This window comes from Jidongwangia harbinensis (assembly GCF_020216025.1).
Taxonomy (GTDB): domain Bacteria; phylum Actinomycetota; class Actinomycetes; order Mycobacteriales; family Micromonosporaceae; genus Actinoplanes; species Actinoplanes harbinensis.
Window position 1 is genome coordinate 327,652 of record NZ_JAIWNC010000002.1, and the last position, 22,346, is coordinate 349,997.

Annotated in this window: 21 protein-coding genes; 7 read left to right on the forward strand and 14 right to left on the reverse strand. The window is 74.8% G+C overall.

What is annotated here, in order from left to right:
* The first annotated feature begins 34 nt into the window (after nucleotides 1–34).
* Nucleotides 35–748, forward strand: coding sequence for an SDR family NAD(P)-dependent oxidoreductase (locus LDL48_RS04025; protein WP_225253606.1), 714 nt, complete (start codon nucleotides 35–37; stop codon nucleotides 746–748).
* Nucleotides 749–754: 6 nt separating this feature from the next.
* On the opposite strand, the gene LDL48_RS04030 is transcribed toward LDL48_RS04025, so the two are convergent.
* Nucleotides 755–1,624: a helix-turn-helix domain-containing protein gene (locus LDL48_RS04030; protein WP_225253607.1), complete on the reverse strand. Its 870-nt coding sequence runs from the start codon at nucleotides 1,622–1,624 to the stop codon at nucleotides 755–757.
* 143 nt (nucleotides 1,625–1,767) lie between these two features.
* Between LDL48_RS04030 and LDL48_RS04035 the strand changes: the two genes are divergently transcribed.
* The 4 genes from LDL48_RS04035 to LDL48_RS04050 are packed head-to-tail and all read left to right on the forward strand — an operon-like array spanning nucleotide 1,768 to nucleotide 6,224.
* Nucleotides 1,768–2,031, forward strand: a complete 264-nt coding sequence (locus LDL48_RS04035; RefSeq protein ID WP_225253608.1) for a P-loop NTPase family protein — start codon at nucleotides 1,768–1,770, stop codon at nucleotides 2,029–2,031.
* Nucleotides 2,028–4,340, forward strand: a complete 2,313-nt coding sequence (locus tag LDL48_RS04040; protein ID WP_225253609.1) for an FtsX-like permease family protein — start codon at nucleotides 2,028–2,030, stop codon at nucleotides 4,338–4,340. The genes LDL48_RS04035 and LDL48_RS04040 overlap by 4 nt, the downstream gene beginning before the upstream one ends.
* Complete coding sequence (locus tag LDL48_RS04045) at nucleotides 4,333–5,565, forward strand: sensor histidine kinase (protein WP_225253610.1); 1,233 nt, start codon at nucleotides 4,333–4,335, stop codon at nucleotides 5,563–5,565. The genes LDL48_RS04040 and LDL48_RS04045 overlap by 8 nt, the downstream gene beginning before the upstream one ends.
* Nucleotides 5,562–6,224, forward strand: coding sequence for a response regulator (locus LDL48_RS04050; protein WP_225253611.1), 663 nt, complete (start codon nucleotides 5,562–5,564; stop codon nucleotides 6,222–6,224). The genes LDL48_RS04045 and LDL48_RS04050 overlap by 4 nt, the downstream gene beginning before the upstream one ends.
* Before the next feature lie 8 nt (nucleotides 6,225–6,232).
* Here the strand turns inward: LDL48_RS04050 and LDL48_RS04055 are convergent, their stop codons facing one another.
* Nucleotides 6,233–6,742: an NUDIX hydrolase gene (locus tag LDL48_RS04055; protein WP_225253612.1), complete on the reverse strand. Its 510-nt coding sequence runs from the start codon at nucleotides 6,740–6,742 to the stop codon at nucleotides 6,233–6,235.
* A 121-nt stretch (nucleotides 6,743–6,863) separates the two neighbouring features.
* On the opposite strand from LDL48_RS04055, the gene LDL48_RS04060 reads away from it, so the two are divergent.
* Nucleotides 6,864–8,114: an MFS transporter gene (locus LDL48_RS04060; RefSeq protein WP_225253613.1), complete on the forward strand. Its 1,251-nt coding sequence runs from the start codon at nucleotides 6,864–6,866 to the stop codon at nucleotides 8,112–8,114.
* Between the two features lie 76 nt (nucleotides 8,115–8,190).
* On the opposite strand, the gene LDL48_RS04065 is transcribed toward LDL48_RS04060, so the two are convergent.
* From LDL48_RS04065 to LDL48_RS04105, 9 genes are all read right to left on the reverse strand, one after another.
* Entirely contained in the window at nucleotides 8,191–9,900 is a 1,710-nt protein-coding gene (locus LDL48_RS04065) for an ABC transporter permease subunit (protein ID WP_225253767.1), read from the reverse strand.
* Between the two features lie 5 nt (nucleotides 9,901–9,905).
* Entirely contained in the window at nucleotides 9,906–11,399 is a 1,494-nt protein-coding gene (locus tag LDL48_RS04070) for an ABC transporter substrate-binding protein (RefSeq protein WP_225253614.1), read from the reverse strand.
* Nucleotides 11,396–12,667 carry an MFS transporter gene (locus LDL48_RS04075; protein WP_225253615.1) on the reverse strand — a complete coding sequence of 424 codons (1,272 nt, stop codon included), beginning with the start codon at nucleotides 12,665–12,667 and terminating at the stop codon, nucleotides 11,396–11,398. The genes LDL48_RS04070 and LDL48_RS04075 overlap by 4 nt, the downstream gene beginning before the upstream one ends.
* Nucleotides 12,664–13,464 (reverse strand): ABC transporter ATP-binding protein, encoded by an 801-nt coding sequence (locus LDL48_RS04080; protein ID WP_225253616.1) that lies wholly within the window; start codon nucleotides 13,462–13,464, stop codon nucleotides 12,664–12,666. The genes LDL48_RS04075 and LDL48_RS04080 overlap by 4 nt, the downstream gene beginning before the upstream one ends.
* Nucleotides 13,461–14,231 (reverse strand): ABC transporter ATP-binding protein, encoded by a 771-nt coding sequence (locus LDL48_RS04085; protein WP_225253617.1) that lies wholly within the window; start codon nucleotides 14,229–14,231, stop codon nucleotides 13,461–13,463. Before LDL48_RS04085 ends, LDL48_RS04080 begins: the two co-directional genes overlap by 4 nt.
* Nucleotides 14,232–14,286: 55 nt before the next feature.
* Nucleotides 14,287–14,952: an HAD family hydrolase gene (locus tag LDL48_RS04090; protein WP_225253618.1), complete on the reverse strand. Its 666-nt coding sequence runs from the start codon at nucleotides 14,950–14,952 to the stop codon at nucleotides 14,287–14,289.
* Nucleotides 14,953–15,023: 71 nt separating this feature from the next.
* Nucleotides 15,024–15,176 carry a hypothetical protein gene (locus LDL48_RS04095; protein ID WP_225253619.1) on the reverse strand — a complete coding sequence of 51 codons (153 nt, stop codon included), beginning with the start codon at nucleotides 15,174–15,176 and terminating at the stop codon, nucleotides 15,024–15,026.
* 362 nt (nucleotides 15,177–15,538) lie between these two features.
* Complete coding sequence (locus LDL48_RS04100) at nucleotides 15,539–18,277, reverse strand: ATP-binding protein (RefSeq protein WP_225253620.1); 2,739 nt, start codon at nucleotides 18,275–18,277, stop codon at nucleotides 15,539–15,541.
* Nucleotides 18,244–18,438, reverse strand: a complete 195-nt coding sequence (locus LDL48_RS04105; RefSeq protein WP_225253621.1) for a hypothetical protein — start codon at nucleotides 18,436–18,438, stop codon at nucleotides 18,244–18,246. Before LDL48_RS04105 ends, LDL48_RS04100 begins: the two co-directional genes overlap by 34 nt.
* A gap of 221 nt (nucleotides 18,439–18,659) precedes the next feature.
* Here LDL48_RS04105 and LDL48_RS04110 point away from each other — a divergent pair, with 221 nt between their 5' ends.
* On the forward strand, nucleotides 18,660–19,751 hold the full coding sequence (locus LDL48_RS04110) for a M15 family metallopeptidase (protein WP_225253622.1): 1,092 nt from the start codon (nucleotides 18,660–18,662) through the stop codon (nucleotides 19,749–19,751).
* 27 nt (nucleotides 19,752–19,778) lie between these two features.
* Here the strand turns inward: LDL48_RS04110 and LDL48_RS04115 are convergent, their stop codons facing one another.
* From LDL48_RS04115 to LDL48_RS04125, 3 genes are read right to left on the reverse strand one after another with little or no spacing between them, the layout of a single operon-like run.
* Nucleotides 19,779–20,201, reverse strand: a complete 423-nt coding sequence (locus LDL48_RS04115) for a hypothetical protein (protein WP_225253623.1) — start codon at nucleotides 20,199–20,201, stop codon at nucleotides 19,779–19,781.
* A 7-nt stretch (nucleotides 20,202–20,208) separates the two neighbouring features.
* Nucleotides 20,209–21,072: a peptidylprolyl isomerase gene (locus tag LDL48_RS04120; protein ID WP_225253624.1), complete on the reverse strand. Its 864-nt coding sequence runs from the start codon at nucleotides 21,070–21,072 to the stop codon at nucleotides 20,209–20,211.
* Between the two features lie 13 nt (nucleotides 21,073–21,085).
* Nucleotides 21,086–22,021 (reverse strand): hypothetical protein, encoded by a 936-nt coding sequence (locus LDL48_RS04125; RefSeq protein WP_225253625.1) that lies wholly within the window; start codon nucleotides 22,019–22,021, stop codon nucleotides 21,086–21,088.
* Nucleotides 22,022–22,346 lie beyond the last annotated feature (325 nt).

Consider the following 22,346-nt stretch of genomic DNA (forward strand, 5'->3'; position numbering starts at 1 on the left):
CCCGGGTCCAGTTGATCTTCCTAGTCTTCTCGCCATGAGTACGCTTGCCATTGTCGGCGCGGGTGCCCTGCTGGGCCGCGCCGTCGCGCGAAGGTTCGCCGCCGAGGGCTTCGACATCGCGTTGATCGCCCGGAACCCCGACGCGCTCGAGTCGATCGCCGGGAGCATCTCCGGCGTGCGGGTGGGCGTCTTCCCGGCGGACATCACCGACCGGGCGGCGTTGAGCCGGGCGCTGGCGGACGCGGAGCAGCAGCTCGGCCCGATCGAGGCGCTGGAGTTCTCGCCCACGCCTAGGCCCTCCGATCTGGCGCAGGCACCGTTCGTCGACGCCGCGGACCTGACCGTGGAGTCGCTCGTCCCGCACGTGGAGCTGCACCTGTACGGCTGCGTGGCGGCGGTGGGCCAGGTCCTGCCCGGCATGCTGGCGCGCGGCTCCGGCACGATCCTGCTGACCGCCGGCGCGGTGTCGAGCCGGATGGTCGTGCCGCAGATCGCGAACGTCGCCGTCGCCGTCTCCGCCCTGCGCAGCTATGCCCTGAACCTGAACGCCGGGCTGGCCGACCGCGGGGTCTTCGCCGCGCACGTGTCGATCGCCGCGAACATCGGTCAGGGACGCCCCGGCTCGGAGCCGGACGTCATCGCGGAGGAGTACTGGAAACTGCACGTCTCGCGCGACCAGGCGGACTACTACTACCACGACCTGGCCGACACCCCGCCGGTCCTCTCCGACCGGTACACCGCCGGCTGACCGGGCTCACCGGGGCGTGGCGCTGGGCGGGTGACCGTAGCGTTTCCGGAACGCGCGACTCAGGTGGCTGCCGTCGGCGAAGTGCCACCGGGCCGCGATCTCCGTGATGGTCAGGCCGCCCGCGGCGACATCGCGCCGGGCCCGCTCCAGCCGACGATCCCGCAGGTACGACGCCACGCCGTCGCCGGTGCGGGCGAACGCGCGCTGGAGCGTCCGCACGGAGACGTTGAACTCCCGCGCGAGCGTCCCGGCCGAGAGGTCGGGATCGGCCAGCCGGTCGTCGGCCAGCCGCTTGGCCGCCTCCGCGAGGGCCGGCGCCAGCAGGGGTTCCGCGTCGTCGAACACCCCCCGCGGCACGGCCTCGATCAACTCGATCAGGGTGTCGCGGGCGGCCCGCAACCCGGCGGGACCGAGCGTGGTGCTCGTCTCGCGCACCATCTCGGCGTGCGCCGCCACCAGACGGATCTCCGGGGTCCGCACCGAGCCGCGGGTCACCGGCGCGGCGAGGGAACCGGCCGGCATCGCGAGGTGCAGGGAACTGGAGTGCGGTGCCGAGCCGAACCGCTCCAGTGCGCCACGGTGCAGGAGGAACTCCCCGGCCCGCACGGTGCGGGTGACGCCCCGGCGCTCGCGCAGCGTCCAGGTGCCCCGGCGGACGATCCACAGGCGGGCCTTCCCGGCGCTGGCCTCCGGGGCCGTCGCGGTGCTGAAGGCCGACGCGTCGAGCACGCTGCTGATGGCGACGTCGTGGACCCGGGCGACCGGGATCGCGCCGCGGAAACCGGCGGCGGTGGACGGGGTGAACGCCGGCAACCGGAAGCTCTCGCCCATCACGGCGGCCCAGCGGCGACGAAAGGAGTCGAACGCCGCGGTCATGGCCGGAAGGATACGACCACCGTGCGACGCCCGAGGTACGACTCAGGTCGTACCCGACGATCCATCATCAGGGTGGACGCACGGAGCCGGCGCCGTTCCTAGCGTCGTGGATGTCCCCGTCCACGATCCACCAGGAGCCTCCCGTGCCATCGTCACCCCTGCGCGTCGCGGACGACGTGCGCAAGTCGTTCGGCGTCACCCGGGCCCTGAACGGCGCATCGCTGCAGGTCCTGCCGGGGGCGGTGCTGGCGCTGATGCGGCTGCCCGGCGTCCGGCGGGCGCGGGTGGAGCGGCCGGCGGCCGGGCTGCTCGCCCAGCTGGAGGTGGCCGGGGTGGCCGGCACGCGCCCCGGGCAGACGTCCGGGGGACCGGGGCAGCGGGTCCTCGTCGCGGAGGAGGCCCGATGAGCGCCGCCGCGCCGCTTTCCGGCCGCGGCCGGAGCACCTGGCTGGGTGACCTCGCCCTGGGTGTACGGCTGAGCGTGTCCGGCGGGCGCCCCGGCCGGCTGCGGCTCGCCCTGATCGCGGCCGGGGTCGGCCTCGGCGTGGGAATGCTGCTGGTCCTCGCGGCCGCACCGACCGCCGGTGCGGCCCGCGAGCAACGCCGGGCCGATCGCGCCATGGGCCCGACCGTCGAACGGGCCGGACCGGGCACCATGCTGGCGCTGACCACCGCGACCCGCTTCCGCGACGAGGTCGTACGGGGCCGGATCCTGCGCCCGGACGGGGACCGTGCGCCGGTGCCGCCCGGGCTGGCCCGGGTCCCGGCGGCGGGTGAACTGTTCGTCTCGCCGGCCCTGGCCGGGCTGCTGGCCGGCCCGGGCGGTGCGGTGCTGAGCGAGCGCTGGTCCGCGCGGGTGGCCGGCACGATCGCGCCGCCGGGGCTCTCCGGTCCCGACGAGGCGTACTTCTACCTCGGCTCGGACACGCTCAGCACGGACGACGGGGCGGCCCGGATCGCCTCGTTCGGTGGCGGCGGTTCCGGCGGGACGGACCCGGTGATCGTGGTGCTCGCGATCATCGGGTCGGCCGTCATGCTGCTGCCGGTGCTGGTGTTCGTGACGACGGCCGTCCGCTTCGGCAGCGCGAGCCGGGAACGGCAGCTCGCCGCGATCCGGCTGGTCGGCGCGGACAGCCGGATGACCCGCCGGATCGCGGCCGGGGACGCGCTGATCGGCGCGACGCTCGGGCTCGTCGTCGGCGGCGTGGTCTTCCTCGGCCTGCGCCGGGTGGTCGGCGCCGTGTTGCCGGCCGACTTCCGCCCGTACCTCGCCGATCTGCGCCCGGCACCGGCGTTGCTCGCCATGGTCCTGCTGCTCGTGCCGGCCGGCGCGGTCCTGGTCACGCTGTCCGCGTTGCGCCGCGTCGTGATCGAGCCGCTGGGCGTGGTGCGGCAGAGCGGCGCCCGCCGCCGCCGGCTCTGGTGGCGGCTGATCCCGCCCGGCGCCGGGGTGGCGCTGCTCTACCCCCTGCTCGGCGGGCTGCCCGACGACGTCGGACCGGGCACCCGGGGCCAGCTCGCCGCGGGGGCGATCCTGCTGCTCACCGGCGTCTCCGTGCTGCTGCCCTGGATCGTGCAGGCGGTGGTCCGGCCACTCGGCCGGGGCAGCGTCGCGTGGCAGCTCGGCATCCGCCGTCTGCAACTGGACAGCGACTCCGCCGTACGCTCGGTCTCCGCCATCGCGGTGTCGGTCGCCGGCATCATCGCCGTCCAGGGCCTGCTCGGCGCGTCGGTGGCGGCCACCAGCGGGGCGCAGCCGCCGGCCGACGAGTTCCAGGCGGTCGTCTACCGCAACGGGGCCGACAGCACCGGCTGGGCCGCGGCGCTGGCCGGCACCGCGGGGGTCGAGGAAGTGCGGGTCACCGGCATCGGCGACCTGCGCACGGGCCCGGACGACCAGGCCGGGGTGAGCGTACGGGTGGGCGACTGCGCCGTGCTCCGGCAGTACGCGCCGCTGCCGTCCTGCGCCGACGGGGACAGTTTCCGGGGCTTCTACGCCGGCTGGGACAACCCGGCGCTGCCGCCCGGGACCACCTCGCCCGTGTACGGCGTCGACGACACGCGGCCGCTGGTGCGGTGGACGGTGCCCGCGGACCTCCCCACCGTGCCGTTGTACGCCGGCGAGATCGGTCCGGTGTCGTACCTGGCGACCCCCGCCGCGCTGCGGGTCGACCCGGACCTGGGCGGCGTGGGCATCGACGGCTACCTGGTGCGGCTGGACCGTGCCGACCCGGACGCCGTCGAGCGGGTCCGCAACACCATGGCCCGGCTGGCCCCCACCGCACCCCTGCAGCTGTTCGGCGACCAGCGGATCGGCGACCAGTTCGGCGGTGCACGGCAGGTGGCCCGCGCCTGCGCCGTCCTGCTTCTGCTGTTCATCGGGGCGAGCATGCTGGTCGACGTGACCGAGCAGTTGCGCGAGCGTCGCCGGCCGCTGGCCGTACTCGCCGCCCTGGGCACCCGGCGGCGGACGCTGTCGGCGTCGGTGCTGTACCAGATCGCGGTTCCGGCCGTGGTCGGGCTGCTGCTGGCGGTCCTCATCGGCAGCAGCCTGTCGGCCGTGCTGCTCGCGGCCACCGAGGGCCCGATCACGTTCGACTGGCCGGCGATCGCCGCGATGACCGCCACGGTGGGCGTGATGGTCGGGTGCGTGACCGCCGCCGGCCTGCCGCTGCTGTTCCGGTTGCTGCGGGTCCAGGAGCTGCGCAGTGAATGAGACCCCTACGCTGACCGGCATGTCGCAGCCCGCACCCGCCCGCGGCCGGGGCCTACCGGCCGACCTGGCGGTGTCCTGCTCGGTCGCGGCCCTGTCCACCTGGTGGTGGCACCGGTTCCCGCTGGCCGGCCTGCTGTTCGGCGTGCTGGCCGGGTCGGTGCTGATGTGGCGGCGGCGGCGCCCGTTCACCGTCCTCGCCGTCGTGGCGGTGCTCACCGCGGTGACCGCGACGATCGAGGTCGGCGGCACGAAGCTGCACAGCGGCATGCTGCAGCTCACGGTCGTCCCCGCGATGTACGCGGTCATCGTGTACGCGGCGACGCTGCGGCGCGCGGTGGCGGGCGGGCTGGGCGCCTGGCTGTTCGCGACCCTGCTGTGGCCGCTGCAGGCCAACACCGGCGCCGACCGGTGGGCGATCAGGTACCACGACCTCGAGCGCGGTCTCGGCCAGGTCCTGGTGTTCGGGTCCGTGGTCTGGGCCGTGGCGCTCAGCGTGCGGTACGTCGGCCAGCTCCGGCGGAACGCGTCCGAACGCCGGCTGAGCGCCGAGCGGGAACGCCGGCACGTGGCGCGGATCGCGGTCGCCGAGGAACGGGCACGGATCGCCCGGGAGCTGCACGACATCGTGGCGCACTCGCTCTCCGTCATCATCCTGCAGGCCAACGGGGCCGCGTACGCGCTGGAGCACGACCGGGACCGGGCGCGCGAGGCGTTACGGACGATCGGCGCCACCGGCAGCGACGCCCTGGCCGAGATCAGGCAACTCGTCGAGCTGCTCCGGGGAGAGGACGACGGCGCGGGTACGTCCGACCGCACCCCGGTCGCGCTGGACCAGGTCGCCGCCGTGGTGCAGCGGGCACGCGACGCCGGCGTGACGGCCGGCCTGACCGTGCGCGGCGCACCGCCCGACGTGCCGGCCGGCGTGGCCCTGGCGGTCTGCCGGATCGTGCAGGAGTCGCTGACGAACACGTTGAAGCACGCCGGCCCGGAACCGGTCGCCACGGTGACCGTCGACTACCGGCCGGACCACATCGACATCGAGGTGACCGACTCCGGCACCGGCCGCCCGCCCACCGACTCCGGCGGGCACGGCCTGGTCGGCATGCGCGAGCGCGTGGCCCTGTACGGCGGCACGTTCGAGGCCGGCCGCCACCCGGACGGCGGCTGGCGGGTCCGCGCCGGCATCCCCCTCCACGGCGCCGCCGCCCGCCCGGTGGCGGCGTGATCCGGGTGGTGCTGGTCGACGACCAGCATCTGGTCCGGGCCGGGTTCCGGATGGTCCTGGACTACCAGAACGACATCACCGTGGTCGGCGAGGCGGGCGACGGCGCCGAGGCGCTGCGCCTGCTGCGCACGACCCCCGCCGACGTCGTCGTGATGGACCTGCGGATGCCCGTGCTGGACGGGGTGACCGCCACCCGGCGGATCTGCGCCGCCGGCCCGCTGCCCCGGGTGCTGGTGCTGACCACGTTCGACACGGACGAGGACGCGTTCGCCGCGCTCCAGGCCGGGGCGAGCGGGTTCCTGCTCAAGAGCGTGCCACCGGACGACCTGCTGAGCGCGATCCGGGTGGTGGCCGGCGGCGACGCCGTCGTGGCCCCCCGGGTGACCCGGCGGCTCCTCGACCGCTTCGCCGGCCGGCTCGTCGCGCGGGATCCGGCCGTTCCCGACCGGCCGGAGCTGACCGACCGGGAGCGGGAAGTCCTGCTCCTGGTGGCGCAGGGACTGTCCAACCTGGAGATCAGCGGCCGGCTGCAGGTCGCCGAGGCGACCGTGAAGACCCACATGGGCCGGATCCTGGCCAAGCTCGGACTGCGGGACCGCGTGCAGGCCGTGGTGTACGCGTACGAGTCGGGTCTGGTGCAGCCCGGCAGCAGCGCCTGACCGCCGGCTCAGATGGCGTCGGGCCGGCCGAGCGCGGGGTGCCGTTCGCCCGGCGGCGCATACCACGTCGGATCGTCCGCCCGGCGGGTGGTGTCGATCCGCAGGTGCGACCAGTCGTCGACGGCGGGCAGGTCGGCCGGGTCGAACCAGCCGACCTGCAGGGACTCGTCGTCGTTGACCCGCGGTTCGCCGCCGACCGCGCGGCAGCGGAACCACACGTTGAGGTACTCGCAGGAGTCGCCGTTCGGGTAGACCACCGGGTGGGTGGCGACACCGCCGACGCGTTCGATCTCCGCCCGCACACCGGTTTCCTCGAACACCTCGCGGAGGACCGCGTCCGCCGGTTGTTCGCCGGGATCGATGATGCCGGCCGGCAGGGACCAGCGACCGTTGTCGCTGCGGCGGGCGAGGAGGACCTGGCCGCGGTCGTTCCGGACGACGGCGCTGACGCCCGGCAGCAGGAGCAGGTCCGTCCCGATCTTGGCGCGCATCTTGGCGATGTAGGGGGAGACAGGCATGGGTCGACCCTATGGCCACCGCACCCGCTTCCCGTCCGGTCGGCGGGCTACGGTGGGTCGGTCCGCGGAGCACCGCTTTGGGGGCGAGCCACCTCCCGGACAGCGAGGAACCGGTGCACCGATGACCGTCACCAGCTACGTCGACAGCCCCGAGGCCCGGCTCGCACTGCAGCAGCGGACCCTGGGTGTGGTGATGGCCTCGCAGGTGTTCAGCGGCGCCGGACTGGCCGCGGGCGTCACCGTCGGGGCCCTGCTCGCCGAGCAGATGCTCGGTACGAGTGCGCTGTCCGGCCTTCCGGCGGCGGTCTACACGTCCGGGTCCGCGGCCGCCGCGCTCACTGTCGGGCGGCTGTCGCAGCGCCTGGGACGCCGCGCCGGCCTGACCGCCGGGTACGCCGCCGGCGCGATCGGCGGCGCCGGAGTCGTCGCCGCGGCGGCCCTGGACAGCGTCGTCCTGCTGCTGATCTCCCTGCTCGTCTACGGTGCCGGCACCGCCACGAACCTGCAGGCGCGCTACGCCGGAGCGGATCTGAGCGGCCCGAGCCGCCGGGGTCGGGCGGTCAGCGCGGTGCTCGTCACCACCACCGTGGGTGCGGTGATCGGCCCCAACCTCGTCGCCGCCACCGGCCGCGCCGCCGAAAGCGTCGGGCTACCGGCGTTGGCCGGCCCGTTCGCGCTGGCCACCGTCGCGTACGCCGTCGCCGGCACCATCCTGTTCGTGCTGCTGCGCCCCGACCCGCTGCAGGTCTCCCGCCTGCTGCGGACCGAGCCCGCACCGGCCGCCGCGGGCACCGGGACCCCGGCGCCGCGTCCGGCGTCCGCCGGCATCACCGCCGGTGCCGCCACCATGGTCCTCACCCAGCTGGTCATGGTGGCCGTGATGACCATGACGCCCGTGCACATGCGGGCTCACGGTCACGACCTGTCCGCCACCGGCCTGGTCATCTCCCTGCACATCGCCGCCATGTACCTGCCGTCCCTGATCACCGGCGTCCTCGTCGACCGCATCGGCCGCGTCCCGGTCGCCGTGGCCGCCGGCGTCACGCTGCTCGCCGCCGGGCTCGTCTCCGCCGCCGCGCCGGAGGACTCCGTTCCGCTGCTGTGCCTCGCCCTGATCCTGCTCGGCCTCGGCTGGAACCTCGGCCTCGTCTCCGGCACCGCGATGATCACCGACGCGGCTCCGGTGGACCGCCGCGCCCGGATCCAGGGCAACGTCGACCTGTGCATCGCGCTGGCCGGTGCCGGTGGCGGCATCGCCAGCGGCGTCGTCATGGCCGCCACCAGTTACGCCGCCCTCTCCATCGGCGGCGGGCTGCTCGCCCTGGCCGTGGTGCCGTTCGTCATCCTGCGCAGCCGGCCGGCCGCGCCGTGAACCGCCCGGTCCCGGTCCGGTCCGGCGTCCCTCCCCGGCGCCGGTGGTACGGACTCCGGTTGGCGGGGCCGGGTCGTCACCGGACGTCCTCCGGCGCGTAGGCGGCGAGGACGCCGAGCAGCGTCAGGCCGGCCACCGGTGCCGCCACCGCGGTCGGTGCGCGTTCCAGGTAGTCGACGGCGGCGGCGAGCTGGGTACCCCATTCGGCGGTGTCGTGGCCGGCGCCGAGGCCGAGGAAGCCGAGGGCCGCGATGGCCAGGGCCGTTCCCGGTATCCGGGTGAGCGCGTGGACGACGACCGGTCCGGCGACCGCGGGCACCAGGTGCCGGCGCAGGATCCACCGGGTGCCGGCACCGGCGAGGACGGCCGCCTGATGGTGGCCGCCGGCCCGGGTCTCGTCGGCGAGGTTGCGGGTGTGCACGGCGAGGGGCACCCACGCGACGAGTGCGGCGGCGGTGGCGGCGGGGAGGAGACCGGGTCCAAGGACCGCCGCGATGACCAGGCCGACGAGCACCGGGGGCAGGGCGTTGAGGACGTCGGCGCCGCCGGCCCGGGCGCGGGTGCCGCGTAGTCCGACGGCGAGGCCGACGAGCAGGGCGAGCGCGGTGACGGCCGCCGCCGTGCCGATGGTGAGCAGGGCGCCGTTGCCGAACTGGGCGAGGACGTCGCGACCGACGGGATCGGTGCCGAGCGGGTGTGCCCAGGACGGGTCGCCGAGGCGCCGGTCGAGGCGCACGCGGTCGGGGTCGCGCAGCAGCCCGGTGGTGACCGCGCCGGCGAGCAGGGTGCCGACCGCCAGCGGGATGCGCCACCTCCGGGGGCGGCGGACCGGTGCCGCGGGTACCAGCCCGGCGGCGCCGGCCGGGCCGAGCAGACCGCGGTGCGCCGCGACTCCGGCCGCACCCATCACGGCGCCCGCGAGGATCAGCAGGAGGACGCAACCCTGGACCACCGGAAGGTCCTGGGCGAGGGCCGCGCGCAGAGCGAGGCGGCCGACGCCGGGGACGGCGAACAGTTCCTCGACGGCGACGGCGCCGCCGAGCAGGCCGACGAACAGGATCGCCACCTGCGGCACCACCACGGTTCCGGCCCGGCGGGCGACGGCGACGGCCAGGGTTGCCCGGGGACAGCCGGCGGTGCGCCAGGTGCGTACCCAGGCTTCGGCGGCGGTGGTGTCCACCGCCGTGACCACCAGCCTGGCCAGCATCCCGCCGGTCGGCACGCCGAGCGCCAGGGCCGGCAGCACCACGTAGGAGGGACCGAACCAGCCGGCCGCCGGAGCGAGTCGCCACCGGACGGCGACCAGCGTGAGCAGGACGGCGGCCAGGACGAACTCCGGCAGCGCGGCGGTGCCGGCGGCCATCACCCGGGGACCGGACGACCACCGCCGGCCGGTGCCGGCGGCGTTCCAGGCCACGGGCGCCACCAGGAGCAGGGCGGTGAGGACCGCGACCACGCAGGCCGCCGCGGCCAGGGTCACCGAGGCTCCGGCGGCGGCGGCCACGGTGGCGCGGACGGGGGTGCCGTCCACCCAGGACCGGCCGAGGTCTCCGGTCGCGGCGCCGAGCAACCAGTCGGCCGCCCCGGCCGCCGGATGGGCCGGCAGGTCGAGTTCGGCGCGGACGGCGTCGAGCGCGGCCCGATCCGGCTCGCGTTCGCTCAGCCGGGCGCGCAGCACCGACCGGGCCGGGTCGTCGCCACGCAGCCAGGGCAGCGCGGCGACGACCAGGGCCAGGCCGGCGGCGGTGCCGGCGAGCGCGCCGGCCCGGCCCAGCGTGCCGAGCATGTGCGTCACCGCAGCGCCGTGCGGGCGGTGACGAGAGTGCGTTCGTACGGGTCCCGGGCCACGTCCGTCACGTCGGTGGTGGTGCCGATCCGGGCCCGTTCGTGGGCCAGCGGCACGACGACGGCGCGGCCGATCAGATCCGCCTCCAGCTGCAGCGCGGCGTTCTGCCGGGCCGCCGGTTCGGTGAGTTCGCCGGCCCGGGTCACCCGGGTGTCGAAGGCGCGGTCGCAGAACCGGGCGAGGTTGTAGCTGCCGGCGCAGCCGAAGTCGGAGGCGAGGAAGGCGATCGGGTCACCGGTGTCGAGCAGGTAGGAGCGGGTCAGCAGGACCGCGTCGAAGCGCCCGGCCAGCAGGTCCGGTTCCAGCGCGGTGTATTCCCGCACCACCGTCCGCACCGCGAAACCGCGTCCGGTCAGGGCGGCGGTCAGTGCGGACGCCGCCTCCGGCAGTTCCGGCCGGTCGGTGTACGTGGCCAGGGTGATCCGCGTGCCGGCGGGGACCGCGGCCGCCGTCGCCGGCCGGCCGGTACGACCGGAGGCAGCCCATGCCGACGCGGGTCCGAACAGGCCGGCGCCGACGTCGACGCGACCCTCGTACACGCTCGCCACGATCGCTGCCGGGTCGGCCGCGGCGCGGACCGCGGCTCGTAGCCGAGGGTCGGCGAACGGGCGCCCGGCGGTGCTGTTCAGGTGCAGTCCCACGGTGCGCGGCAGGGGTACCTCGACGAGACGGTGGTCGCCGAGGTGGGGCAGCTGGGCGACCGGGACCGCGTTGATGACGTCCACCTCGCCCGCGCGGAGGGCACCGGCGCGGGCGGCGCCGTCGGGCAGGAAGCGGACGTCGACGCCGGCTACCCGGGCCGCCCCGCCCCAGTAGGCGTCGAAGCGCTGCAGGGTGGCGCCGGACGTGCCCCGCACCGCGGTGAGCCGGAACGGTCCGGTGCCGGCGCCGATCGGGTCGGGGCCGGCCGGGTCGCTCTGGTAGGCCCTCGGCGCCAGAATGGCCAGTTGCGGGGTGGCCAGGCGGTGCAGCAGCACGGGGTCCGGCGCGGCCGTCCGCAGTTCCACGGTGCGGTCGTCGGTCGCGGTGGCGGTGAGCCGGATCTGCGCGAGCGCCTTGGGCACCGGCCTGGCCCGGGTGGCGTGCTGGAGTGCGGCGGCGGCGTGCTGCGCGGTCAGGGCGGTGCCGTCGTGGAACGTGACGCCGCTGCGCAGCGTCAGCCGGACCGTCGACGGGTTCGTCACCGTCCAGCGTTCGGCCAGGGCGGGCGTCACCGTACCGTCGGGGTCGAGGTTGACCAGGGTTTCGGTGACGCCGAGCTGGGTGACCAGCGAGGCGTCGTCGGTGAACGGTGACATCCGCGCGTTCGGCGCGAAGGCCAGGCCGACCCGCAACCGGCGCTGGTCGCCGCCGTCGGCCGGTGCCGGCTCGGCGAAGCACCCGGTCGTGCCGCCCAGGATCAGGGCGGTGAGCGTCGTCGCGGCAAGGAGCTGTTTCACGGGTGGCCTTTCGTACCGGAGGGAAGGGTCTGATCGGTGGGCGTCGTCGCGGTGAGCCGCCACATCGCCGCTGCGGCGGCGGCCGGCACCAGGGCGAGCGCCAGCCAGGGCACGGCGGCGGTCGCGCCGTCGGCCGGCAGCAGGTCGAACAGCCGGCCGGTCGCGGCACTGCCGAGGAGGACGGCGACGCCGCCCGCGGCGGACAGCACACCGAAGTAGGTGCCGAGCCGGCGTTCGCCGGCCAGGCGGGCCGCGACGTCGTTGGCCACCGGGGTGATGAGCATCTGGCCGAAGGTCAGCAGGACGACGAGGGCGACCGCCGGTCCGACCGTGCGGGCGCCGGGCGCCGCCGCCGCGACCACCGCGAACGCCGCCGCGGTCACGGCGAAGCCACCGGCCAGCGACCCCCGCACCCCGAGGACGGTCCCGGCCAGCCGGGTCATCGGGACCTGGCCGAGCACCACCTGCACCGAGGCGAGCGCGAACAGCCAGCCGAGCGCACCGGCCGCACCGACCCGGCTGAGCTCGAGCGGCAGCGCCAGGTACATCTGGTGGTATGCCAGCAGGCAGGCGCTGTTGGCGGCGGTGAACGCCAGGAACCGCCGATTGCCGGCCACCTCGCGCAGTCCGTCGCGGAGACCGTCGGCGGCGTGCGCTCCGGGTGCACGCGGCAGCAGGCGGGCGTGCATCAGCAGGATCAGCGTGAAGACCACGGCCGCGGCCAGGCAGGCGGCCCGGAATCCGACGCCGAGCAGCAGTACGCCCAGCAGCGGGCCGGCCACCGCGCCGACCTCGCCGGCGGCGGCGAACATGGCGAACCACTCGCGGCGCGGAACCCTGCCGTCCGGCTGCGGCCGGCCGCCTTCGCTGGCCAGCGCGGATTCCACCGCGGGGGAGAACAGCGCGGCGGCGATCCCGGTGAGGAAGGCGCCGGCGAGCACGCCGGGCAGGGTGCCGGCGAAGCCGAGGACGAGGAATCCGAGGATGCGTACCGCACAACCGGCGAGCACGACGGGCCGGGCGCCGAACCGGTCGGCCAGGAGCCCGCCGATCAGAAACAGTCCCTGCTGGCTGAAGGCGCGCAGGCCGAGCACCAGCCCGACCACGGCGGCGGTCATGCCGAGGTCGTCGGCCAGATGGTCGGCGAGGAACGGCAGGACGAGATAGAAGCCGACGTTGAAGGCCAGCTGGGTGAGCACCAGCAACCGGGGTACGGGCGGCAGTGCGGCGATCTCGGCGAGGATCAGCCAGCGGCGCAGGGCTCTCACCGGGCGGCCGCCACGGGCAGGCGGGGGACGGCCGCCAGCAGGGCCCGGGTCGCCGCCGTCCGCGGTTCGTCGAAGATCTGCCGCACGCCGCCGGCCTCGGCGACGCGCCCGTCGTGCAACACCATGGCGCGGGCGCAGGCGCGGCGTACCGCCGGCAGGTCGTGCGCCACGAGGACCAGGGCGGCGCCGGTGGCGGTGCTGAGGTCCCGGAGCAGGTCGAGGACCGCGACCCGGACCGGCGGGTCGAGGGCGCTGACCGGTTCGTCGGCGACCAGGACGGCCGGTGCGGGCGCGAGGGCCCGGGCGATGGCCACGCGCTGCCGCTGACCGCCGGACAACTCGCCGGGCCGGCGGGTGCGCAGCGCCGTGTCGAGGCGGACGGCGGTCAGCACCTCGTCCACCCGGGAGTCGTGGTCGCCCGGGACGGCGAGACAGGTCAGCGGTTCCCGGATGATGTCGGCGACGGTCAGGCGCGGGCTCAGCGATCCGTACGGGTCCTGCGGGACGTACTGCACCTGGCGACGGAACCAGCGCAGCCGGCCGGCCGGTCCGGGGTGGACCGGCCGGCCGCGGAAGCGCAGCTCACCGGCGTCGGGCGCCTCCACCGCCAGGAGCAGCCGCAGGAGGGTGGACTTGCCGGCGCCGGATGCGCCGACGACGCCGACGCGGTCACCGGCCGACACGGTCAGGTCGACGTCGTCCAGCACGGTGCGTACCGGTCGCCGGGCCAGGGGACCGGGCCGCGGTTGCGGGTAGCGCCGGGTCAGGCCGGTGGCGGCGAGCAGGATGCCGGTCACGCCACCGCCTCGAGGCTCATGGCGCGTGCGGCGGCGACGAGTTCGGCGGTGTGTGGATGCGCCGGTGCGGACAGGACCTCGGCGGTCCGGCCCTGTTCGACGGTCCGGCCCTGGTGCAGCACCACGAGCCGGTGGCAGATCTGACTCACCACCGCGATGTCGTGGCTGATCAGCAGCAGCGAGGTGCCGTGCTCGGGCAGGCGGCCCAGCAGCGTGAGGATTCCGGCCTGGGTGGTGGGGTCGAGGGCGCTGGTCGGCTCGTCGGCGATCAGCAGGGCCGGCCGGCCGGCGGTGGCCATCGCGATCGCCACCCGTTGCCGTTGTCCGCCGGAGAGCTGTGCCGGGTACGCCCGGCGGGTCTCGGCCGGCAGGCCGACCCGGTCCAGGATCTCGGTGACCGCCGCGGCGAGCGGGCGCCGGGTCAGGCCGAGGTGCCGCCGCAGCGGGATGGCCACCTGGCGGCCGACGGTCACCAGGGGGTTCAGGGCGGCGAGGGCGTCCTGGCCGACCAGGGCCAGCCGCCGGCCCCACAGCCGGGACGGCGCCGGCGCGGCGGCGCCGAGCACCGGGCGGCCGTCCACCGTGACCGTGCCTCCGGTACGGGCGCCGGACGGCAGCAGGCCCAGGACGGCGAGTGAGGTCATGGTCTTGCCGGAACCGGAGGCACCGATCAGGCCGACCGCCTCGGCCGGACCCACACCGAGGCTGACGTCGTCGACCGCGGTGTGCCGGCCGAAGCGCACCTGGAGATGGGAGATCGTCAGCACGGCGACATGATAACCATTTTCATCTTGGTGCTCGCAAGGGGCGTCCCGGGGGCGGTCACCGGACGCCGAGCAGCCGCGCCACCAGGTCGAGTCGCCGGGTACGGATGTCGGTGAGGGGCGGCAGGAGCAGCGTCGGCAGTCCGATCTCGACGGCACCGCCGTCCGGCCGCTGCCGGTCGCCGACCATGAGCGTCTGCTCCGGCGCGGTGCCGAGCCCGGCGAGGGCGGCCCGGAAGAGCGCCGGATCGGGTTTCTGCACGCCCTGTTCGAACGACAACGCGAACACGTCGACCACCCCGGCCATCCCGGCGGCGGCGAAGGCCGGCCGCACGTCGAAGTGGATGTCGCTGACCACCGCGATCCGTACCCCGTGTGCCGCGATCGCGGTCAGCACGGGCGCCGCGTCGACCGCGAAGGGATTGTGGGCCGGGTCGGACTCCACCGCGTACAGCGCGGCGGCCAGCTCGTCGTCGAGCCCGGCGTCGGCGAAGACGGTGAGATAGGTGTCCCGGTGGACGGCCGCGTCGCAGTCCACGCCGGGTGCGTCGAGACGGTCCGGGTCGCCCGCGGCCCGCTCGATCGCCGCCCACACCCGGGCCACCGCGGCCGGGTGATCGTCCCGGCCGGCCCGGCGCAGCGCGGCGCCGACCCAGGCGGCCGGCGACGGGCACACGACCAGCGTTCCCCGCCAGTCGAACAGCACGGCGCGCAGCTCGGTCATGCGCGGACCGCCCGCGGCGGCAGGCCCACCGCGGGCCGGTCTCCGGAATCCCGGCGGCCCACGACTGATTCTCAGCCGAACGTCCGGTACTCCGCCACCCGGGGTGTGCCGTTCGCGCTCAGGACGACGAAGGTGATCTTCCGCAGTGCGACCGGCCGGAAGGTGATCTCCCCGGCGCCGGTGCCGGAGGCCAGGATCGCGTCGTCGTCATCGTGGTTGCGCACCTGCCAGGCGCGGATCCGGCCGCCCCCGGGCGCCTCCCGGATCTCGATCCGGGACAGCCTGACCGGTGCCGGCCACTTGACCGAGATTTCGCCGGTCGTGCCGGTCGGGGACCAGAACGAGGTGAGGTCGCCGTCGCGTACGTCGTTGAAGCGGGTGCCCTGCGCCTTGGTCGACCCGTCCCCGTCCGCGCGCAGGCTCAGCCGGCCGGGACGACACGGAGGACGTCACCGGAACCGGTACGGCCGGCGCCGAGGAGAAGACCGGCAGGGTGACCGGGCACCCGCAGAAGCGTCGCCGAGCATCACGGGGAGTCAGCGTATCGGCGTCGATCATCGTTTGACAGGGGTTCCTCCGAAGGGGGTCAGCGCCGCCCGACCAGGTCACCCACCTCGGTCCGGGACGAGACGCCCAGCTTCCGCAGGATGTTCGAGACGTGCACGGCGGCGGTCTTCGGGGAGATGTACAGGCGCCGGGCCAGCTCGGCGTTGGTCAGCCCGTCGCGGATCAGCACGGCCACCTCCCGCTCCCGGGGGGTCAGCGCGGCCGGGCCGGTGACCGCCGGCGGCGCGTCGGCCGGCGCCATGCCCAGTCGGGTACGGACCCCGGCGAGCTGGTCCACCCGCCAGCCGCGCCACCCGGCCAGCAGCGGTGCGGCCGCCTCCGCCTCGGCGGTGGCCTCCTCGCGCCGGTCGGCGGCGAGCAGGCAGCGGGCGGCGCCCACGTGGACCGTGCCGCGCGTCGCCGGGTCCAGGATGTGGGCGTCGGCGACGGACCGGTAGCCGTGCAGCGCCTCGGCGTGCCGGCCCTGGGCCTCGGCGAGCTGGGCGTCGACGAGCGTGCGGTAGGCGTCCCACACCTCCGCGTCGAGCAGCGCCTCGGCCATCTGGCCGAGCCGGTGCGCCGGCAGGCCGATCTCCAGCGCGGCGGAGATCAGATCGTGCGCCTGTTCCCCGCTGCGCCACGTCTCCCGGGCCATCGCCGCGAGCAGTTCGTCGAGGGCCGCCTCGGCGCGCGGCAGGTCGCCGCGGCGGCAGGCCAGGTGGAACGCCAGCCCGGGAATCGTGGTCGGCGGGTTGTTCCGCAACGCCGCCAGGTCCGCGATGAGCTGCTCGACCCGGTCCAGTTCGCCGGCCTCCAGGTGGAGCCCGGCGAGGAACACCGCGTGATAGTCGGCCCACCGGCCCCGGCGCCGGTAGGTGCGGTCCTGCTCCCGGCCCTCCTCCAGTGCGGCGAGCGCGGCGTCCAGATCGCCGGCCCGCAGCGCGAGCCGGGCCCGCCCCTGGAAGTACGTGGCCACCGCCAGCGACTCGAAGCCGGCCCGTTCGGCGTCGACCCGCATCCGTTCCAGCGTGGCGGCGTGCTCGGCGGGGGACGAGGGCGGCTCGCCCTGCACCAGGTTGTGCAGGGCGCGGGCGGCCAGCACCCATTCGCCGGCGTTCTCGGCCTCGTCCACCAGCGCGGCCAGGATCTCCCGGCCCTGGTCCGCGGTCTGCGGGCGGTCGGCGAGCGTCGAACCCTTCTCCACCAGCGCGGCCAGGCGGACGGCGGGCAGCGCGAACTGGTCCGCCAGCGCCAGCGCGCGCTCGGACCAGAGCAGCGCGGCATCGGCGTCGTCGCGCAGGTACGCCGACTGCGCGATGGCGGTCATCGCCCGGGCCTGGTCGGCGCCCGGCGGCAGCTGCGCGATCAGCGCCTCCATGTCCTGCGTGAGCGAGCGCATCTCGTCGGTCTCGCGGGACTCCCAGGCGATCCGGACCAGCAGGTACAGCGACTCGGCCCGGTCGGTCGAGGTGCCGGCCAGGTCCCGCCAGCGCCGGCCGTACCGCAGGGCGTCGTCCAGCAGGCCGGCCAGCCACGCGGCCCGGGCGGCCGCGGCGAGCAGGGCGGTGTCGTCGGGGACCTCGTCGAGGCCCATCTCGGCCAGCTGCAGGGCCTGGTAGGCCGAGCCGATGGAGAGGTAGAGCGCGGTACCGCGGCGGGCCGCGGCGATCAGGTCGTCGTACCGGCCGGCCCCGCGGGCGTGGTGCGCCACCATGGCCGGGTCCGCCGCGCCGCCGCTGAGCAGCACGTCCAGCGCCGCCTCGTGCAGCCGGCGGCGCTGCCGGCCGAGCATCTGCCCGGCGATCGTCTCCCGCACCAGCGCGTGCCGGAACGCGAACTCGTCCTCGCCCGACTCGACCAGCACGCCGCGGGTGACCAGGTGGCGCAGCACCGCGATGAGGTCCTCCTCGTCCGTGCCGGTCACGTCGGCGAGCAGGTCGAACGGGATCCGGTGGCCGAGCACCGAGGCCGCCTCGACGATGCGGTGGCTGACCGGGTCCAGATCGTCGACCTGGCGGCGCAGCACGTCCGCGAGACTCCACGGCAGCGGCTGCTCGACCAGCGCCTCCACGTCGTACCCGGGCAGTGCGCGCAGCAGCTCCTCCAGGAAGAACGGGTTACCGCCGGTGCGGTGGTGCAGCGCGGTCGCGGCGCGCAGCGGCGCCGGAGCGCCGGTGGCCGCGGCCAGCAGCGCCGCGGTCTGCGCGGGGGTGAGACGATCCAGGCGTACGTGCGTGACGGCGTGCCGGCGTTCCATCCGGGCCAGCAGGCCGGCCACCGGCTGGCGGCGGGTCACCTCGTCCGGCCGGTACGTCCCGATCAGCAGCCGCGGCCCGCGCTGGTCGGCGATCCGCTCGAACAGCGCCGCGCTCTCCGAGTCGGCCCAGTGCAGGTCCTCGAAGACGATGACCGCCGGGGAGTCGCCGATCAGGTCGGCGAGCAGCGCGAGACCGGTGTGCAGGCGCTCGACCGGGCTGCGCCCCGGATCGGCGAGCGCCGCCAGCTGCTCCTCGTCCGCCTCCGGGCGGCCGTCGATGGCGTCCAGGAGCACCTCGTACGGCCGGGACAGCGAGCCCGGTTCCGCCTGGCCGACCAGCACCACGGTCTCCGCCGGCACGGTCGCCAGCAGCTCGTGCACCAGCCGGGTCTTGCCGATCCCCGGCTCGCCCGCGATCAGGGCGACCGCCGGCTCACGCGCCGCGGCGAGCTGCGCCAACCGGCCCAGCTCGCCGTCCCGCCCGACCATCACCGGGCTGGCACCGCCGCGGACCGTTCGCACGGGGCCAGGGTACCGGCGGCCCGGCTCCGGGCGGCCCGGGCTCGGCCGGCCCGGCGGGTGGCGCGGGCGATGGTGAGCACGCTCCGCCGGTCGGACTCGGCGACCAACTCACGGTGCCGGTCGTTGACGAGATTCAGCATCAGGTCCGGGTGCATCAACATGGCTTGTCTCCTTGTCCGCCGCTGATGGACCAATCCTCGGCCGGCGAGGGTGCCGCCACATCGGAAGGCCCTACCTAGATTCGCTGGTCAGCGGCGGTGCCGGGGCTCCTAGGCATACCTAGGGCCGGACGGCAACCGGTCCGCACCGGCACGGGGCCGGGGCTGCACCCGCCGCTCACGAGACTCGTCGAGACGATCGAGGCCGAGGGGGAGCAAGCCGGATGACGACACGACGGGAACCGCGACACCAGCAGCCGAAGCGTGCCCGGGTCCGGTGGACGGTCGCCGTGCCGATCGTGGCGCTGCTGGCCGGCGTGCTGACGGTCGCGAGCCCGCCGGGTACGGCCTCGGCCGCGGTGCCGCGCGTCGCCCAGACGTGGTCCTCGCTGATGTACCACAGCCTCACGCCCAGCCCGGAGTACGTCCAGCTGCGCAAGACCCTCGCCGCGCAACGGTCCAGCCTCACGGCCCGCATCGCCCAGGTGACCCAGGGCCGGGCCACGCAGGCCGCCGCGCAGATCGGGCTGGCGCCGGCCGTCACGGCCGACGCCGCCGCCCGTACCCGGTATGCCGGGGCCCGGGAGGCCCTGGGCACCGCGACCAACACGCTGACCGTGGTGTCGCTGCAGCGGCCGCACAACGCCGCCGCGGTGGCCGCGGCGAAGCAGGCCGTCGCGGCCGCGTCGGCGACCGCCGGCACCTACCGCGCGCAGGCCGGCCAGACCGGCACGGCGTTGAAGTCGGTGCTCACCACGGCCCGGACCGCCACCACGAACCTGGACAACGCGATCGTCGCCTGGCAGACCGCCCACGCCAGGGTGGTGGCCAGCCACCAGAAGCTCGTCGAACTCGACAAGAAGATGGCCGGGTACGCCGGCCAGGCGGCCGCCATCAGCCGCACCGTGGTGACCGAGATCCGCCCCCGGTTCGTCTACGCGGACTCCACCACCGTGTACGGCGTCCGGGTGCACAAGAACGTCGCCTACGCGTTCCGGCGGATGCTCGACGACGCCAAGGCCAGCGGCATCGTGCTCTCCGGTGGCGGGTTCCGTACCAAGCAACGGCAGATCGAGCTGCGCAAGATCAACGGCTGCCCGGACATCTGGACCGCGCCGGCCTCGTCGTGCCGCGTCCCGACGGCGATCCCCGGCCGGTCGCTGCACGAGATCGGCCTCGCCGTCGACATCACCTCAGGCGGGCGGTCGCTCACCGCGAACAGCCCGGCGTTCAAGTGGATGGCCGCGTACGCCCGCCGGTACGGCTTCGTGAACCTGCCGTCCGAACCGTGGCACTGGTCGATCACCGGCGGCTGAGGCGATCCGGGTGCGGGAGGCGCGCGGCTACGCCTTCCGGCCGCTCGGCACCGCCGGGTCGCGTGACGACAGCGTGGCGATCGCCGCGCATCCCAGGATCACGGCCGGGATGGCGAACCACATGCCGATGCCGAGGCCGAGCAGCAGCCCCCACGCCAGCGTGACCAGCGCCGCGATCGTGGTGGTCAGGCCCACCGCGTGACCGGTCAGGTCCGCGGCGAGGGCGGCGGTCGCCGCGACCAGCGGCACACCGAGCAGGTAGATCGCCGCGGCGCCGCTGTCCTCGACCGTGAACGGCAGCAGCGCGACGACGATCCCCACGGCGGCCGCGAACGCCAGCATTCTCAGTGCCCGGCCGACGATGCCGGGTGTGCCGCCGCGGCCGCGCAGGTACACCACGGTCGCGGCGGCCAGGAAAACGGCGAGTGCTCCGCCGACCAGCGCAGCCATCAGGGGTTCATCTCAACTCTTCCGTCGTGATGACGCCGGCGAGCCGGTCCTCGTACACCTGGACCGGCCACTTCTTCCGCAACGAGTCGGCGAGCCGGCGCAGGTGTTCGTCCTGACGATACGCCGCCAGTGCCGACTTCACCCGGTAGGCCAGCGCCTCGTCCCAGGTCACCTGCTGGAACGCGATGCGCTCGACGCGGACCACCCACCACCGTCCGTTCTGCGGGTCGGCGGACAGGCCCACGCCACCCACCTCGCCGATCGCGTAGGTCGCGCGTGCGATCATCGGGTCGGCGCCCTTGCCGTGATCGTCGACAGTGGCGGTGCCGCTCTTCGGCGCGCCGCCGGCACGCAGCAGTCGCTGGAACGTCGGCTGATCGGTGCCGGCGGCCTGGTCCATGACCTTCCGGGCGTGGGCGCCGTCGGTGAACTCCGCCCACGCCACGTCGGCCTTCTCCACGTTCCCGAAGAGCCCGCGGCGTTCCGCATACCAGGCCCGCGCCTCGCCCTCGGTGATGCCGTCGACGGTGAGGCCCGTCGTCTCGCGCTGCTCCCGGGTGATGAGCGTGGCGATCTGCTGGGCCCGGGTCGTGGCGCCGATGCCGCGGCGGGCGGCCTCGTGTGCCAGCAGCTCGTCGCGGATCGCCAGGTCGAGCGCCTCCCGCCACGGACCGGAATAGCCGCCCGCGACCATGACCGGAGGCAGCGGATCGTCGGGGATCAGCGCGCGCACCTGGTCCACGGTGATCGGCGTGTCCGCCACCGTGGCCAGGGCGTTCGGCGGTGGGTCCACCGACGTGCCGGTGGACCCGCAACCGGAGGCCGGCAACGCCAGCCCGACGAGCGACGCGGCGATGAGGAACGGCCGCATGGTGGACCGGTGTCTAGTCACACTGGTTGGTCGACCACAAGAAGTCGTCATCAGCTTCCCAGTACTCGTCGCCGCACTCGCTGTCCCACGGGTTCGTCGATCCACCGTGCTCGCGACCGCAGCGGTCGTGGTCGGCGCAGTCGTAGGTGTAGCCGGTGATGATGAAGCAGCCGCCACCGCACTTGCCCATGCAGTCGGAGGACGCCGGGCCGACATAGATGGTCTCGCCGAGGAAGCAGTGGCTGTCCGCGTCGTGTACCACCCACGCGTTCACATTGCAGCCGGTGTACAGGATTCCGTCCTCGTTGCTTTCCTGGCACGCGGCGATCATCGCGCTTCGTTCCGGACTGTTCGGAACGGTGGCGAAGGCGCCTTCTTTCAGGCAGGATTCCACCGCGATGGAACTGTCCGGGCGTTTCTGCTTACCGTATTGTTCCACCGGGCGAGGCACGTTCTGAGTGCCGATCTTCGTGCCGACCGGCGCCTCGGCGAGCAGCATGGCGAGCCGGGCGGTCAGGTCCCGGTGCAACGGGATCGGCGTCTTCGCGGCGTTGGCCGCCTTGATCCACTTTGACTCGAGGGCGCTCGTGAACGCGGTGAGCGCCAGCCGGTCGTCCGGCTGCAGCGAGGCATTCCCGCCGGACCAGCGCGCGTCGCCGGTCGCGATGTTCTTGCTGGCCGTGAACGTCTTGCCGCCGACCGAGAGGGTGACCTGGGCGGAGACCGCGCCCTTGGTCACCGCGGAGAACTCGATGACCGTGGCCGAGCGGGCGAACGTGCCGATGTCGTGGCCGGCCGACGTGGCGGTGACGCGGAAGTCGTCGTGGGCCGTCGGCTGCAGCGGCGCGGCCAGGGAGGCCGGCGCCGGCGCCGGGGTGGCCAGGGCGAGCGCGAAACCCACCGCCAGAACCTTGGTGAAAAGCAGTGCGGCAGAGCGTTTACGTTTCATGCGATTCCCCCGGAACGTCCGTGGGGTGCATCAAGAAAGATCACTCTTCCGGTTGCCGGAGCGTGCTGCCGCCAACCATGATGACGCCCCCGTCAATTTCGTCGGCCTCCAGCATCGACGATGAATTTGACGCCTGTCAATGATTGCCGGGCCGCTCCCGACAGTGATGTTGCGGGATTCCGCACGGGCATTCCCGGCGGTGGCGACGCCGGTCCGGCCGGGCTCGCCCGGTCCCGCCGGGCCGGCGGCCGTACCCAGAGGCGGGACGGTGTTATATATTCATCCATATCGATGAAGTCCGCGCCGGCCCCGGGAGGATCCGTGG